General features: G+C 72.0%; 12 protein-coding genes. All 12 read left to right on the plus strand.

The window, feature by feature from the left end:
- Positions 1-2 precede the first annotated feature (2 nt).
- The 12 genes from DT019_RS19040 to DT019_RS19095 all read left to right on the plus strand — a co-directional run bounded on the left by DT019_RS19040 (position 3) and on the right by DT019_RS19095 (position 15092).
- Positions 3-1289 (plus strand): dihydroorotase, encoded by a 1287-nt coding sequence (locus DT019_RS19040; protein WP_114038042.1) that lies wholly within the window; start codon positions 3-5, stop codon positions 1287-1289.
- Entirely contained in the window at positions 1286-1918 is a 633-nt protein-coding gene (locus DT019_RS19045) for a hypothetical protein (protein ID WP_114038043.1), read from the plus strand. Before DT019_RS19040 ends, DT019_RS19045 begins: the two co-directional genes overlap by 4 nt.
- Complete coding sequence (carA, locus tag DT019_RS19050; RefSeq protein WP_114038044.1) at positions 1915-3057, plus strand: glutamine-hydrolyzing carbamoyl-phosphate synthase small subunit; 1143 nt, start codon at positions 1915-1917, stop codon at positions 3055-3057. Before DT019_RS19045 ends, carA begins: the two co-directional genes overlap by 4 nt.
- Complete coding sequence (gene carB, locus DT019_RS19055) at positions 3050-6358, plus strand: carbamoyl-phosphate synthase large subunit (RefSeq protein ID WP_114038045.1); 3309 nt, start codon at positions 3050-3052, stop codon at positions 6356-6358. The genes carA and carB overlap by 8 nt, the downstream gene beginning before the upstream one ends.
- A gap of 83 nt (positions 6359-6441) precedes the next feature.
- On the plus strand, positions 6442-7554 hold the full coding sequence (locus tag DT019_RS19060; RefSeq protein WP_114038046.1) for a quinone-dependent dihydroorotate dehydrogenase: 1113 nt from the start codon (positions 6442-6444) through the stop codon (positions 7552-7554).
- On the plus strand, positions 7551-8384 hold the full coding sequence (gene pyrF, locus DT019_RS19065) for an orotidine-5'-phosphate decarboxylase (protein ID WP_114038047.1): 834 nt from the start codon (positions 7551-7553) through the stop codon (positions 8382-8384). Before DT019_RS19060 ends, pyrF begins: the two co-directional genes overlap by 4 nt.
- Positions 8385-8755: 371 nt before the next feature.
- The gene (locus DT019_RS19070) at positions 8756-9079 is read left to right on the plus strand and encodes an integration host factor (RefSeq protein WP_053724505.1); all 324 of its coding nucleotides are present in this window, start codon (positions 8756-8758) and stop codon (positions 9077-9079) included.
- Between the two features lie 38 nt (positions 9080-9117).
- Positions 9118-9711: a guanylate kinase gene (gene gmk, locus DT019_RS19075; RefSeq protein WP_114038048.1), complete on the plus strand. Its 594-nt coding sequence runs from the start codon at positions 9118-9120 to the stop codon at positions 9709-9711.
- Between the two features lie 85 nt (positions 9712-9796).
- Entirely contained in the window at positions 9797-10069 is a 273-nt protein-coding gene (gene rpoZ, locus DT019_RS19080) for a DNA-directed RNA polymerase subunit omega (RefSeq protein WP_005319902.1), read from the plus strand.
- Positions 10070-10172: 103 nt separating this feature from the next.
- Positions 10173-11405, plus strand: coding sequence for a bifunctional phosphopantothenoylcysteine decarboxylase/phosphopantothenate--cysteine ligase CoaBC (gene coaBC, locus DT019_RS19085; protein WP_114038049.1), 1233 nt, complete (start codon positions 10173-10175; stop codon positions 11403-11405).
- A 220-nt stretch (positions 11406-11625) separates the two neighbouring features.
- Entirely contained in the window at positions 11626-12834 is a 1209-nt protein-coding gene (gene metK / locus DT019_RS19090; protein WP_114038050.1) for a methionine adenosyltransferase, read from the plus strand.
- 113 nt (positions 12835-12947) lie between these two features.
- Complete coding sequence (locus DT019_RS19095; RefSeq protein ID WP_114038051.1) at positions 12948-15092, plus strand: primosomal protein N'; 2145 nt, start codon at positions 12948-12950, stop codon at positions 15090-15092.
- Positions 15093-15124 lie beyond the last annotated feature (32 nt).

Genomic DNA, 15124 nt, shown 5'->3' on the forward strand with positions numbered 1-15124 from the left:
CCATGAGCAAGATCCTTATCCGTGGTGCGAAGGTCCTCGGCGGCGAGGTCCAGGACGTCCTGATCGACGGCGAGACCGTCGCCGCCGTCGGCACCGCTCTGGACGCCGAGGGCGCGACCGTGGTCGACGCCGAGGGCCAGATCCTGCTGCCGGGCCTGGTCGACCTGCACACCCACCTGCGCGAGCCCGGCCGTGAGGACTCCGAGACCGTTCTCACCGGCACCCAGGCGGCCGCACGCGGCGGTTACACCTCCGTCTTCGCCATGGCCAACACCTTCCCCGTCGCCGACACGGCGGGCGTCGTCGAGCAGGTCTGGCGGCTCGGCAAGGAGTCCGGCTACTGCGACGTGCAGCCCATCGGCGCCGTCACCGTGGGCCTGGAGGGCAAGCAGCTCTCCGAGCTCGGCGCCATGCACGACTCGGCGGCCGGCGTCACCGTCTTCTCCGACGACGGCAAGTGCGTCGACGACGCCGTGATCATGCGCCGCGCCCTGGAGTACGTGAAGGCCTTCGGCGGCGTCGTCGCCCAGCACGCCCAGGAGCCCCGGCTGACCGAGGGCGCCCAGATGAACGAGGGCGTCGTCTCGGCCGAGCTCGGCCTCGGCGGCTGGCCCGCCGTCGCCGAGGAGTCGATCATCGCCCGCGACGTGCTGCTCGCCGAGCACGTCGGCTCCCGCGTGCACATCTGCCACCTCTCGACCGCCGGCTCCGTCGAGATCGTCCGCTGGGCCAAGTCCCGCGGCATCGACGTGACCGCCGAGGTCACCCCGCACCACCTGCTCCTCACCGACGAGCTGGTCCGCTCCTACAACCCGGTCTACAAGGTCAACCCGCCGCTGCGCACCGAGAAGGACGTGCTCGCCCTGCGCGAGGCGCTGGCCGACGGCACGATCGACATCGTCGCCACCGACCACGCCCCGCACCCGCACGAGGACAAGGACTGCGAGTGGGCCGCGGCCGCCATGGGCATGGTCGGCCTGGAGACCGCGCTCTCCGTCGTCCAGCACACGATGGTCGAGACCGGACTGCTCGACTGGGCCGGCGTCGCCGACCGCATGTCGCACAAGCCCGCCCGGATCGGGCAGGCCACGGGCCACGGCCGCCCCGTCTCGGCAGGCGAACCCGCCAACCTGACCCTGGTCGATCCGGCATACCGTGGTGAGGTGAACCCCGCGGGCTTCGCCTCCCGCAGCCGCAACACCCCCTACGAGGGCCGCGAGCTGCCCGGGCGCATCACGCACACCTTCCTGCGGGGCCGGGCAACGGTCGTGGACGGGAAGCTGGCGTGACGTACGCATCACTGATCAATCTGGCCGCCGAGGAGAAGTCCGCCGAGGTGACCAACTGGGGCGGACGGATCGGCTGGCTCGTCGGTCTCGCGCTCTTCGTGGCGCTCGTCTACTGGCTGATGCGCCAGGGCTGGCAGTGGCGCGGCCGCCTCCAGGCCGACCTGCCGGACCTCCCCACCCGCCCGTCTCCCACCGCCGCACCCGGCGAAGGCGGCGAGCCGCCGCTGCCGGGGATGCCCGAGGCGCCGGGCGAGGCGAAACTGAGGCTGAGCGGCCGCTACCACGGCTCCACCACCGCCGGGCAGTGGCTCGACCGCATCGTGGCGCACGGCCTGGGCGTGCGCAGCAAGGCCGAGCTCACCCTGACGGACGCGGGCCTCGACGTCGTACGCCCCGGCGCGAACGACTTCTTCGTCCCGGCCGCCCAACTGCGCGAGGCCCGGCTCGACAAGGGCATCGCGGGCAAGGTCCTCACCGAGGGCGGCCTGCTCGTCGTCACCTGGAGCCACGGCGACAGGCTCATCGACTCGGGCTTCCGCTCCGACCGCGCCGAGCAGCACGCGGCCTGGGTCGAAGCCATCAACTCCATGATCATCCACACCACCACGACGGAAGGCGCCGCACGATGACGACCTCCACCCGGGGAGCCGCCCAAGCTCCCGCCGTACTCGTCCTGGAGGACGGCCGGATCTTCCGCGGCCGCGCCTACGGGGCCGTGGGGGAGACCTTCGGCGAGGCCGTGTTCTCCACCGGCATGACCGGCTACCAGGAGACCCTGACCGACCCGTCGTACCACCGCCAGGTCGTCGTGATGACCGCCCCGCACGTCGGCAACACCGGCGTGAACGACGAGGACCCCGAGTCCGGGCGCATCTGGGTGGCCGGCTACGTCGTGCGCGACCCCGCCCGCACCCCCTCCAACTGGCGCTCGCGCCGCTCCCTGGACGACGAGCTGGTCCAGCAGGGCGTCGTCGGCATCTCGGGCATCGACACCCGCGCGCTCACCCGCCACCTGCGCGAGCGCGGTGCCATGCGCGTCGGCATCTTCTCCGGCGACGCGGTCGCCGAGGACGCCGCGCTGCTCGCCCGCGTGAAGGAAGCGCCCCAGATGGCCGGCGCGAACCTCTCCGCCGAGGTCGCCACCAAGGAGACCTACGTCGTCCCCGCGATCGGTGAGAAGCGCTTCACCGTCGCCGCCGTCGACCTCGGCATCAAGGGCATGACCCCGCACCGCATGGCCGAGCGCGGCATCGAGGTGCACGTGCTGCCCGCGACCGCCACCGCCGAGGACGTGTACGCCGTCAACCCCGACGGCGTGTTCTTCTCCAACGGCCCGGGCGACCCGGCCACCGCCGACGGCCCCGTCGCCGTGATGCGGGCGGTCCTGGAGCGCCGGACGCCGCTGTTCGGCATCTGCTTCGGCAACCAGATCCTCGGCCGCGCGCTCGGCTTCGGCACGTACAAGCTGAAGTACGGCCACCGCGGCATCAACCAGCCGGTGCAGGACCGCACCACGGGCAAGGTCGAGGTCACCGCGCACAACCACGGCTTCGCCGTGGACGCGCCGCTCGACAAGGTCTCGGACACTCCCTACGGGCGCGCCGAGGTCTCCCACGTCTGCCTGAACGACCAGGTCGTCGAGGGCCTCCAGCTGCTCGACCAGCCGGCCTTCAGCGTCCAGTACCACCCCGAGGCGGCCGCGGGCCCGCACGACGCCGCGTACCTCTTCGACCGCTTCGTATCTTTGATGGAGGCCGAGCGTGCCTAAGCGCACCGACATCCAGTCCGTCCTGGTCATCGGCTCCGGACCGATCGTCATCGGCCAGGCCGCCGAGTTCGACTACTCCGGCACCCAGGCCTGCCGCATCCTCAAGGCCGAGGGCCTCAGGGTCATCCTGGTCAACTCCAACCCGGCCACGATCATGACCGACCCGGAGATCGCCGACGCCACCTACGTCGAGCCGATCACCCCCGAGTTCGTCGAGAAGATCATCGCCAAGGAGCGCCCCGACGCCCTCCTGCCCACCCTCGGCGGCCAGACCGCGCTCAACACCGCGATCTCCATGCACGAGCAGGGCGTCCTGGAGAAGTACGGCGTCGAGCTGATCGGCGCCAACGTCGAGGCCATCAACAAGGGCGAGGACCGCGACCTGTTCAAGGGCGTCGTCGAGGCCGTCAAGGCGAAGATCGGCTACGGCGAGTCCGCCCGCTCGGTCATCTGCCACTCCATGGAGGACGTCCTGGCGGGCGTCGAGGAGCTCGGCGGCTACCCGGTCGTCGTGCGCCCCTCCTTCACCATGGGCGGCGCCGGCTCCGGCTTCGCGCACGACGAGGAGGAGCTGCGCCGCATCGCGGGCCAGGGCCTCACGCTCTCGCCGACCACCGAGGTGCTCCTGGAGGAGTCCATCCTCGGCTGGAAGGAGTACGAGCTGGAGCTGATGCGCGACAAGAACGACAACGTCGTGGTCGTCTGCTCCATCGAGAACTTCGATCCGATGGGCGTGCACACCGGTGACTCGATCACCGTCGCGCCCTCGATGACGCTCACCGACCGCGAGTACCAGCGCCTGCGCGACATCGGCATCGCGATCATCCGCGAGGTCGGCGTCGACACCGGCGGCTGCAACATCCAGTTCGCGATCAACCCGGACGACGGCCGCGTCATCGTCATCGAGATGAACCCGCGCGTCTCGCGGTCCTCCGCGCTCGCCTCGAAGGCCACCGGCTTCCCGATCGCGAAGATCGCCGCCAAGCTGGCCATCGGCTACACGCTGGACGAGGTCCCCAACGACATCACCGAGAAGACGCCGGCCTCCTTCGAGCCGACCCTCGACTACGTCGTCGTGAAGGCCCCGCGCTTCGCCTTCGAGAAGTTCCCCTCCGCCGACTCCACCCTCACCACCACCATGAAGTCGGTGGGCGAGGCCATGGCGATCGGCCGCAACTTCACCGAGGCCCTCCAGAAGGCGCTGCGCTCCCTGGAGAAGAAGGGCTCGCAGTTCGACTTCACGGGCCCGGTCGGCGACAAGGACGTGCTCCTCGAGGAGGCCAAGCGGCCGACCGACGGGCGCATCAACACCGTCATGTACGCGATCCGCGCGGGCGCCACCCAGGAGGAGGTCTTCGAGTCCACGAAGATCGACCCCTGGTTCGTCGACCAGCTCTTCCTCATCAAGGAGATCGCCGACGAGCTGGCCGCCGCCGACAAGCTCGGCCCCGAGCTGCTCGCCGAGGCCAAGCGGCACGGCTTCTCCGACGCCCAGATCGCCGGGATCCGCGGCCTGCGCGAGGACGTGGTCCGCGAGGTCCGCCACGCCCTCGGGGTACGCCCGGTCTACAAGACGGTCGACACCTGCGCCGCCGAGTTCGCCGCCAAGACCCCGTACTTCTACTCCTCGTACGACGAGGAGAGCGAGGTCGCGCCGCGCACCAAGCCCGCCGTGATCATCCTGGGTTCGGGCCCCAACCGCATCGGCCAGGGCATCGAGTTCGACTACTCCTGCGTCCACGCCTCCTTCGCGCTGAGCGACGCGGGCTACGAGACCGTGATGGTCAACTGCAACCCGGAGACGGTCTCCACCGACTACGACACCTCCGACCGGCTCTACTTCGAGCCGCTCACCCTGGAGGACGTCCTGGAGATCGTCCACGCCGAGACGCTGGCCGGGCCCGTCGCGGGCGTCGTCGTCCAGCTCGGCGGCCAGACCCCGCTGGGTCTGTCCCAGGCGCTCAAGGACAACGGCGTCCCGGTGGTGGGCACCTCGCCCGAGGCCATCCACGCCGCCGAGGACCGCGGCGCCTTCGGCCGCGTCCTCGCCGAGGCCGGCCTGCCCGCGCCCAAGCACGGCACCGCCACCACCTTCGCGGGCGCCAAGGCCATCGCCGACGAGATCGGCTACCCCGTCCTGGTACGCCCGTCGTACGTGCTCGGCGGCCGCGGCATGGAGATCGTGTACGACGAGGAGCGGCTGGCCTCGTACATCGCCGAGTCCACCGAGATCAGCCCCACCCGCCCGGTGCTGGTCGACCGCTTCCTGGACGACGCCATCGAGATCGACGTGGACGCCCTCTACGACGGCACGGAGCTCTACCTCGGCGGCGTCATGGAGCACATCGAGGAGGCCGGCATCCACTCCGGCGACTCGGCGTGCGCGCTGCCCCCGATCACCCTCGGCGGCTTCGACATCAAGCGGCTGCGCGCCTCGACGGAGGCCATCGCCAAGGGCGTCGGCGTCCGCGGACTGATCAACATCCAGTTCGCCATGGCGGGTGACATCCTCTACGTCCTGGAGGCCAACCCGCGCGCCTCGCGCACCGTCCCCTTCACCTCGAAGGCGACCGCGGTGCCGCTCGCCAAGGCCGCGGCCCGCATCTCGCTGGGCGCCACCGTCGCCGAGCTGCGCGCCGAGGGCATGCTGCCCCGGGAGGGCGACGGCGGCACCCTGCCGCTGGACGCGCCGATCTCCGTCAAGGAGGCCGTGATGCCGTGGAGCCGCTTCCGCGACGTCCACGGGCGCGGCGTCGACACGGTGCTCGGCCCGGAGATGCGCTCCACCGGCGAAGTCATGGGCATCGACTCGGTGTTCGGCACCGCGTACGCCAAGTCGCAGGCGGGCGCCTACGGTCCGCTGCCGACCAAGGGCCGCGCGTTCATCTCGGTCGCCAACCGGGACAAGCGCACCATGATCTTCCCGGCGCGCGAACTGGTCGCCCACGGCTTCGAGTTGCTCGCCACCTCCGGCACCGCCGAGGTGCTGCGCCGCAACGGCATCAACGCCACGGTCGTGCGCAAGCTGAGCGAGGGCGAGGGCCCGAACGGCGAGAAGACGATCGTTCAGCTGATCCACGACGGCGAGGTCGACCTCATCGTCAACACCCCGTACGGCACCGGGGGCCGCCTCGACGGCTACGAGATCCGCACGGCGGCGGTGGCCCGCTCCGTGCCGTGTCTGACCACCGTCCAGGCGCTCGCCGCGGCCGTCCAGGGCATCGACGCCCTCAACCACGGTGACGTGGGCGTGCGTTCCCTCCAGGAACACGCGGAACACCTGACCGCGGCCCGCGACTAGCAGACGGCGACGAGGGGGACACCGGAAACGGTGTCCCCCTCTTCATGAGCCTCCCTCTTCATGAGCCCCTGAGGACACCGAACATGTACAAGCTCTTCTTCAACCTGGTCTTCAAGCGGATGGACCCCGAGCAGGCCCACCACCTGGCCTTCCGCTGGATCCGCCTCGCGGCCCGCGTCCCCGTCCTGCGCACCTTCGTCGCCGCGTTCCTCGCGCCCCGCTACCGGGAGCTGCGCACCGAGGCGCTCGGCCTGCGCATGCACGGCCCGTTCGGCCTCGCGGCCGGCTTCGACAAGAACGCGGTCGCGATCGACGGCATGTCGATGCTCGGCTTCGACCACATCGAGATCGGCACGGTCACCGGCGAGCCCCAGCCGGGCAACCCGAAGAAGCGCCTGTTCCGGCTCGTGCCGGACCGCGCGCTGATCAACCGCATGGGCTTCAACAACGAGGGCTCCGCGACGGTGGCCGAGCGCCTGGCGGCCCGCAAGGCCGTGTTCCGCACGACGGTCGGTGTCAACATCGGCAAGACCAAGGTGGTCCCCGAGGCCGAGGCCGCCGCCGACTACGTGAAGTCGACCGAGCGCCTGGCCGCCCACGCCGACTACCTCGTGGTGAACGTCTCCTCACCGAACACGCCGGGCCTGCGCAACCTCCAGGCCACCGAGTCGCTGCGCCCGCTGCTGACCGCGGTCCGCGAGGCCGCCGACCGCAGCGTCCCCGGCCGCCGCGTGCCGCTCCTCGTCAAGATCGCGCCCGACCTCGCCGACGCGGACATCGACGCGGTCGCCGACCTCGCCGTGGAGCTCGGCCTGGACGGCATCATCGCCACGAACACGACGATCGCCCGGGAGGGTCTCGGCCTCAGGTCCCCCGCGGACCTCGTCAAGGAGACCGGCGGCCTGTCCGGCGCCCCGCTCAAGGAGCGCTCCCTGGAGGTGCTGAGCCGCCTGTACGCCCGCGTCGGCGACCGGCTCGTCCTGATCGGGGTCGGCGGCATCGAGAACGCCGAGGACGCCTGGCAGCGCATCCTGGCCGGCGCCACCCTGGTCCAGGGCTACAGCGCCTTCATCTACGAAGGCCCCTTCTGGGGCCGCGCGATCCACAAGGGCCTCGCCGCCCGGCTCGCCACCTCCCCGTACGCGACGCTCGCCGAGGCCGTCGGCGCCGAGACCCGGAAGAAGGCCGCCGCATGATCCCCTTCGGTACCCGACTGCGCGAGGCGATGGACACCCGCGGCCCCCTGTGCGTGGGCATCGACCCGCACGCGTCCCTGCTCGCGGACTGGGGACTGAACGACGACATCGCGGGTCTTGAGCGCTTCACCCGCACCACGGTGGAGGCCCTGGCCGACCGGGTCGCGGTCCTCAAGCCGCAGTCCGCGTTCTTCGAGCGGTTCGGCTCGCGCGGCGTCGCCGTCCTGGAGAAGGCGGTGGAGGAGGCCCGGGCGGCCGGCACGCTGGTCCTCATGGACGCCAAGCGAGGCGACATCGGCTCCACGATGGCGGCGTACGCGGCCACCTATCTGGACCCGGCGTCCCCGCTGTTCTCGGACGCCGTGACCGTCTCGCCCTACCTCGGCTTCGGCTCGCTGCGCCCGGCGCTCGACCTCGCGGCCAAGTCCGGCTCGGGCGTCTTCGTGCTGGCCCTGACCTCCAACCCGGAGGGCGCCGAGGTCCAGCGCTCGACGGCGGCCGACGGCCGGCCGCTGGCCCAGCTGATGCTGGACCACATGGCGGCCGAGAACGCGGACGCGGCACCGCTGGGCTCGGTGGGCGCCGTGGTCGGCGCGACCCTCGGCGACGCCGGGGTCGACCTCGACATCAACGGCCCGCTGCTCGCCCCCGGCATCGGCGCCCAGGGCGCGACCCCGGCCGACCTTCCCGGCGTCTTCGGCTCCGCCGTGCGCAACGTGGTCCCGAGCGTCAGCCGCGGCGTCCTGCGCCACGGCCCGGACGTGAGCGCCCTGCGCGAGGCGGCCGAGCGCTACGCCGACGAGGTCCGCGCCGCGATCCCGCAGGGGTGATCGGGGGCGGCGCCCCGGTGTGACATGCGTCGCACCGGGGCGCCGCGCTTCCCGGACGTGCCGGGACGGCCCGGGACCGGTCCGCGGAACGGGAAACGGCCCGTCGGTGGAGGCCGTGGGGCACGCGCACACGGAACGTTGACAATTTCCTTACTCAAAACCAGGGTGTTTTGTCCGAAAAGTCCCGGTCGGCTGAGGCTGACCAGGACTTTTCGTCTGTTCTCGCTGACTGGAGCGGCCTTGGCCGCTAGTCTCCGACGAGAGCAGACGAGCACGTGCGCGAGTGCGTTGTTCGTTGCTCGCCTGGTGTGGGGCGATTAGGTTCCTCACCGGTCCGTATCCGACAGTTCGACATCCGAGGTGACGTAGGCGTGGCTCTTCCGCCCCTTACCCCTGAACAGCGCGCAGCCGCGCTCGAAAAGGCCGCCGCGGCTCGCCGGGAGCGGGCCGAGGTCAAGAATCGACTCAAGCACTCCGGCGCCTCGCTCCACGAGGTCATCAAGTCGGGCCAGGAGAACGACGTCATCGGGAAGATGAAGGTCTCCGCCCTCCTTGAGTCCCTGCCCGGCGTGGGCAAGGTCCGTGCCAAGCAGATCATGGAGCGGCTCGGCATCTCCGAGAGCCGCCGCGTGCGGGGGCTCGGCTCCAACCAGATCGCGTCCCTTGAGCGCGAGTTCGGCGGCTCCGGGGCCTGACGTCTCGGGCATACCCGAGAAGCTGGAATAATCGCCGCATGGCAGCAACACCCCGGGGGACCACCCCCGTACCCCCGGACGCACGTCCGCGGCTGACCGTGCTCTCCGGCCCCTCCGGGGTCGGCAAGAGCACGGTCGTCGCTCATATGCGCAAGGTCCACCCCGAGGTCTGGCTCTCGGTGTCGGCGACGACCCGCAAGCCGCGCCCCGGCGAGCGCCACGGCGTGCAGTACTTCTTCGTGGACGACGAGGAGTTCGACAAGCTCGTCGCCAACGGCGAACTGCTCGAGTGGGCCGAGTTCGCGGGCAACCGCTACGGCACCCCGCGCAACGCCGTGCTGGAGCGCCTCGAAGCGGGCGAGCCCGTCCTCCTGGAGATCGACCTCCAGGGCGCCCGGCTCGTACGCGGCTCGATGCCCGAGGCCCAGCTCGTCTTCCTCGCGCCGCCGAGCTGGGACGAGCTGGTCCGCCGGCTCACCGGCCGGGGCACCGAGGCGCCCGAGGTCATCGAGCGCCGGCTGGCCGCCGCGAAGGTCGAGCTGGCCGCCGAGGCCGAGTTCGACACCACCCTGGTCAACACCTCGGTCGAGGACGTGGCCCGTGAGCTGCTAGCCTTGATGCGAGTTGTTTGATCGAGTCGTGTGACGTCATTCATCTGACGCCGATTCGGCTCACACCGTTCGACTCACATCTTCGATCCCCATCGGAAGGCAGAGAGTGTCCTCTTCCATTACCGCGCCCGAGGGCATCATCAACCCTCCGATTGATGAGCTCCTCGAGGCCACCGACTCGAAGTACAGCCTGGTCATCTACGCGGCCAAGCGTGCGCGCCAGATCAACGCGTACTACTCGCAGCTCGGTGAGGGCCTGCTCGAGTACGTCGGCCCGCTGGTGGACACCCACGTCCACGAGAAGCCGCTCTCGATCGCGCTCCGCGAGATCAACGCGGGTCTGCTGACCTCCGAGGCCATCGAGGGCCCCGCCCAGTAGGCACAGAACGTTCCACCACAGGCCCGGCAGCGCGACTGCCGGGCCTGTGGTGTGTCATGGGTACGTACACGCATCAGGCGCGCGGGGAGAGGCGAGTTTTCCGATGGCCAAGCCGAAGGTCGTTCTGGGGGTCAGCGGCGGCATCGCCGCCTACAAGGCGTGCGAGCTGCTGCGCCGGCTGACCGAGTCGGGGCACGACGTCCGGGTGGTGCCGACCGCCTCGGCGCTCCACTTCGTCGGGGCCGCCACCTGGTCGGCGCTCTCGGGCCACCCCGTCTCGACCGAGGTCTGGTCGGACGTGCACGAGGTGCCGCACGTGCGGATCGGGCAGGACGCCGACCTGGTGATCGTGGCGCCCGCCACCGCCGACATGCTGGCCAAGGCCGCCCACGGGCTGGCCGACGACCTGCTGACCAACACCCTGCTCACCGCCCGGTGCCCGGTCGTCTTCGCGCCCGCGATGCACACCGAGATGTGGGAGCACCCCGCCACCCAGGAGAACGTGGCGACCCTGCGCCGCCGCGGCGCGGTCGTCGTCGAGCCCGCCGTCGGCCGCCTCACCGGCGTCGACACCGGCAAGGGGCGGCTGCCCGACCCCGGCGAGCTCTTCGAGGTGTGCCGTCGGGTGCTCGCGCGGGGGAGTGCCGAGCGGGATCTGGCCGGGCGGCACGTGGTGATCAGCGCGGGCGGCACGCGCGAGCCCCTCGACCCCGTCCGCTATCTCGGCAACCGCTCCTCCGGCAAGCAGGGGTACGCCCTCGCGCGGACCGCCGTCGCCAGGGGGGCCAGGGTCACCCTGATCGAGGCCAACACCGGGCTCGGTGACCCGGCGGGCGCCGACGTGGTCCGCGTCGGCACCGCCGTCCAGCTGAGGGAGGCCGTCCTGAAGGCCGCGGCGGACGCCGACGCCGTGGTCATGGCGGCCGCCGTGGCCGACTTCCGGCCGGAAACGTACGCCGCGGGGAAGATCAAGAAGAAGGACGGAGAGGAGCCCGCGCCGCTCACCCTCGTGCGCAATCCGGACATCCTCGCCGAGATCTCGGCACACCGGGCCACCCCGGAGCAGCTGGTCGTGGGCTTCGCCGCCGAGACGGACGACGTCCTCGCCAACGGCCGCCTCAAGCTGGAGCGCAAGGGGTGCGACCTGCTCGTCGTCAACGAGGTCGGCGAGCGCAAGACGTTCGGCTCCGAGGAGAACGAGGCCGTCGTGCTGGGGGCCGACGGCTCCGAGACGCCGGTCCCGTACGGTCCCAAGGAAGCCCTCGCCGATACGGTGTGGGACCTGGTGGGCAGCCGTTTCGGACAAACGGGCGCCGCATCCGCCGAACCCGCGTGACCCCGTGGGACCGCGTACCGCGCCGTGATCCCGGGCCGGACGGGGCGCCGTCCCGGACACCGGTGCGGCCGGATCCGGAGATCCGTGGACTCCACGGATCGAGACACGTGGTCCATCGAACAGAACCGACCGATAAACTGGTCTCGGAACGCAGCCGGGCGCAGCTCCCGGCGCGACCTACCATGATCAGCCAGCAGCCGCTGCAACCCCAGGGAGCGTTGTGTCCCGTCGTCTCTTCACCTCGGAGTCTGTGACCGAGGGTCACCCCGACAAGATCGCTGACCAGATCAGCGACACGATCCTCGACGCGCTCCTGCGCGAGGACCCGACCTCCCGCGTCGCCGTGGAGACCCTCATCACCACGGGCCTGGTGCACGTGGCCGGAGAGGTCACGACCAAGGCGTACGCGCCGATCGCCCAGCTCGTGCGCGACAAGATCCTGGAAATCGGCTACGACTCGTCGAAGAAGGGCTTCGACGGAGCCTCCTGCGGCGTCTCGGTGTCCATCGGCGCCCAGTCCCCGGACATCGCCCAGGGTGTCGACACCGCCTACGAGACGCGGGTCGAAGGCGATGAGGACGAGCTCGACAAGCAGGGCGCCGGCGACCAGGGCCTGATGTTCGGCTACGCCACGGACGAGACGCCCGAGCTGATGCCGCTCCCCATCCACCTCGCGCACCGCCTCTCGCGGCGCCTGACCGAGGTGCGCAAGAACGGCACCATCCCCTACCTGCGCCCCGACGGCAAGACCCAGGTCACCATCGAGTACGACGGCGACAAGGCCGTCCGCCTCGACACGGTCGTCGTCTCCACGCAGCACGCCAGCGACATCGACCTGGAGTCGCTGCTCGCCCCCGACATCCGCGAGTTCGTCGTCGAGCACGTCCTGGGCCAGCTCGTCGAGGACGGCATCAAGCTGGACACCGAGGGCTACCGCCTCCTGGTGAACCCGACCGGCCGCTTCGAGATCGGCGGCCCGATGGGCGACGCGGGTCTGACCGGCCGCAAGATCATCATCGACACCTACGGCGGCATGGCCCGCCACGGCGGCGGCGCCTTCTCGGGCAAGGACCCGTCGAAGGTGGACCGCTCGGCCGCGTACGCCATGCGCTGGGTCGCCAAGAACGTCGTGGCCGCCGGCCTCGCCGCCCGCTGCGAGGTCCAGGTCGCGTACGCGATCGGCAAGGCCGAGCCGGTGGGTCTGTTCGTCGAGACGTTCGGCACCAACACGGTCGACAACGAGAAGATCGAGACGGCGATCACCGAGGTCTTCGACCTCCGCCCGGCCGCGATCATCCGCGACCTCGACCTGCTCCGCCCGATCTACGCCCAGACCGCGGCGTACGGCCACTTCGGCCGCGAGCTCCCCGACTTCACCTGGGAGCGCACGGACCGCGTGGACGCCCTGCGCAGGGCCGCCGGCCTCTAGCCGAAGCGGCACCCCACGAGGGCCCCGGACCGAGCGCGGTCCGGGGCCCTCGTGTGCGTGCGGGGGCCGTCCGGCCACCGTCGTTGTCAGTCCGGTCTGGTAGGAATTTGGCTGTGAGCAGCGAGAACGAACGCGGTGGGGGCGCCCAGGGGGATGGGCCGGAGCAGCTTGCGCTCATTCGGGAGACGGTCCGCAAGGCCAAGGTGCCCCGGGCCAAGCCGCGGACCTGGCGGGGGGCGGCGCTCGCCAAGGAGCTGCCGGTCGCCCGGGTCGTGGTGAACAAGGGGGTGCTGCACCTCGACCAGTACTTCGACTACGCCGTGCCCGAGGAGCTCGACGCCGACGCGCAGCCGGGGGTGCGGGTGCGGGTGCGCTTCGGGGCCGGGACGCGCAACGTGCGGGACGGGCGCCGGGAGGGCGGCGGGCTGATCGACGGGTTCGTCGTCGAGCGGCGGGCCGACTCCGACTACGCGGGCCCGCTGGCCGCGCTGGCCGGCGTCGTCTCGCCGGAGCGGGTGCTCAGCGCGGAGATGCTGTCGCTCGCCCGCGCCGTGGCCGACCGGTACGCGGGCAGCCTCGCCGACGTGCTGCAACTGGCAGTCCCGCCCCGGAACGCCAGGGCCGAGGCGAAGCCGTCGCCCGAGCCGCCCCCGCCACCGGCCGAGCCCGCCGCCGGGAGCTGGGAGCGGTATCAGCAAGGGCCCGCGTTCCTCCGTGCGTTGGCCAGTGGCGGCGCGCCCCGCGCGGTGTGGACGGCGCTGCCCGGGCCGCTCTGGGCGGAGGAGATCGCGCGGGCGGTCGGGGCGACGCTCGCCTCCGGCCGGGGTGCCCTCGTGGTCGTGCCGGACGGGCGCGCCGCGGGCCGGGTGGACGCGGCGCTGACCGCGCTGCTCGGCGAGGGGCGGCACGCGCTGCTGACCGCCGAGTCCGGGCCGGAGCGGCGCTACCGGCAGTGGCTCGCGGTGCGGCGCGGCGCGGTGCGGGCCGTGGTCGGCACCCGCGCGGCCATGTTCGCGCCGGTCGAGGACCCGGGGCTCGTCGTGGTGTGGGAGGACGGCGACTCCAGTCACAGCGACGACAACGCGCCCTTCCCGCATGTGCGGGAGGTGCTCGAACTGCGGGCCGCGCACGACAAGTGCGGCTTCCTGCTCGGGAGTACGAGCTGCACGGTGGAGGCCGCGCAGCTGGTGCAGAGCGGATGGGCCGCCCCCCTGGTCGCCGACCGGGCGGTGGCCCGGGCCGCCGCCCCGCTGGTGCGCACCGTCGGGGACGGGGAGCTGGCGCGCGACGAGGCCGCGCGGGCGGCCCGGCTGCCGAGCCTGGCCTGGCAGGCCGTGCGCGAGGGGCTGAAGAGCGGCCCGGTCCTGGTGCAGGTGCCCCGGCGTGGCTACGCGCCCCGGCTGGCCTGCGCCCGCTGCCGTGAGCCGGCCCGGTGCAGGCGGTGCGCCGGCCCGCTGGAGGCGCCGGACGAGCGGGAGCTGAGGTGCGCCTGGTGCGGGACGGCGGAGGCCGACTGGCACTGCGGGCAGTGCGGCGCGCACCGGCTGCGTGCCCAGATCGTCGGCGCCCGGCGGACCGCCGAGGAGCTCGGGCGCGCCTTTCCCGCCGTGCCCGTGCGCACCTCGGGGCGCGACCACGTCCTGGACAGCGTGCCGGGGCAGCCCGCGCTCGTGGTGTCCACGCCGGGCGCCGAGCCGGTCGCCGAGGGCGGGTACGCGGCGGCGCTGCTCCTGGACGGCTGGGCGATGCTCAGCCGGCCCGACATCCGGGCGGGCGAGGAGGCGCTGCGGCGCTGGATCTCGGCCGCCTCGCTGGTGCGCGGTCAGGAGGAGGGCGGCACCGTGGTCGTGGTCGCCGAGCCCACGCTGCGTCCGGTGCAGGCGCTGGTCCGCTGGGACCCGGTCGGGCACGCCCTGCGCGAGCTCGCCGAGCGGGCCGAGCTCAACTTCCCGCCGGTCTCCCGGATGGCCGAGGTCATCGGGCGTGCCGAGGCCGTCGAGACCTTCCTCGCCGCGGCCCAACTGCCGCCCGAGGCCCAGGTATTGGGGCCGGTGCCGCTGCCGGTCGCCGATCCCGGACGGCCGCGCCGCCCCGGCGACCCGCCGGTGGGGGAGCGGTGGGAGCGGGCGCTGGTGCGGGTGCCGCCGGGCAGGGGAGCGGCGCTTGCCGCCGCCCTCAAGGCCGCGCAGGCCGGTCGGCTGGCCCGCGGCGGCGGGGACCCGGTGCGGATCAGGATCGACCCGCCGGACATCGGCTGACGCCCGGACAAGGGTGTGCCCCCGCGATCCGT

Origin of the sequence: Streptomyces sp. SDr-06 (assembly GCF_003324565.1) — a bacterium.
GTDB lineage: Bacteria > Actinomycetota > Actinomycetes > Streptomycetales > Streptomycetaceae > Streptomyces.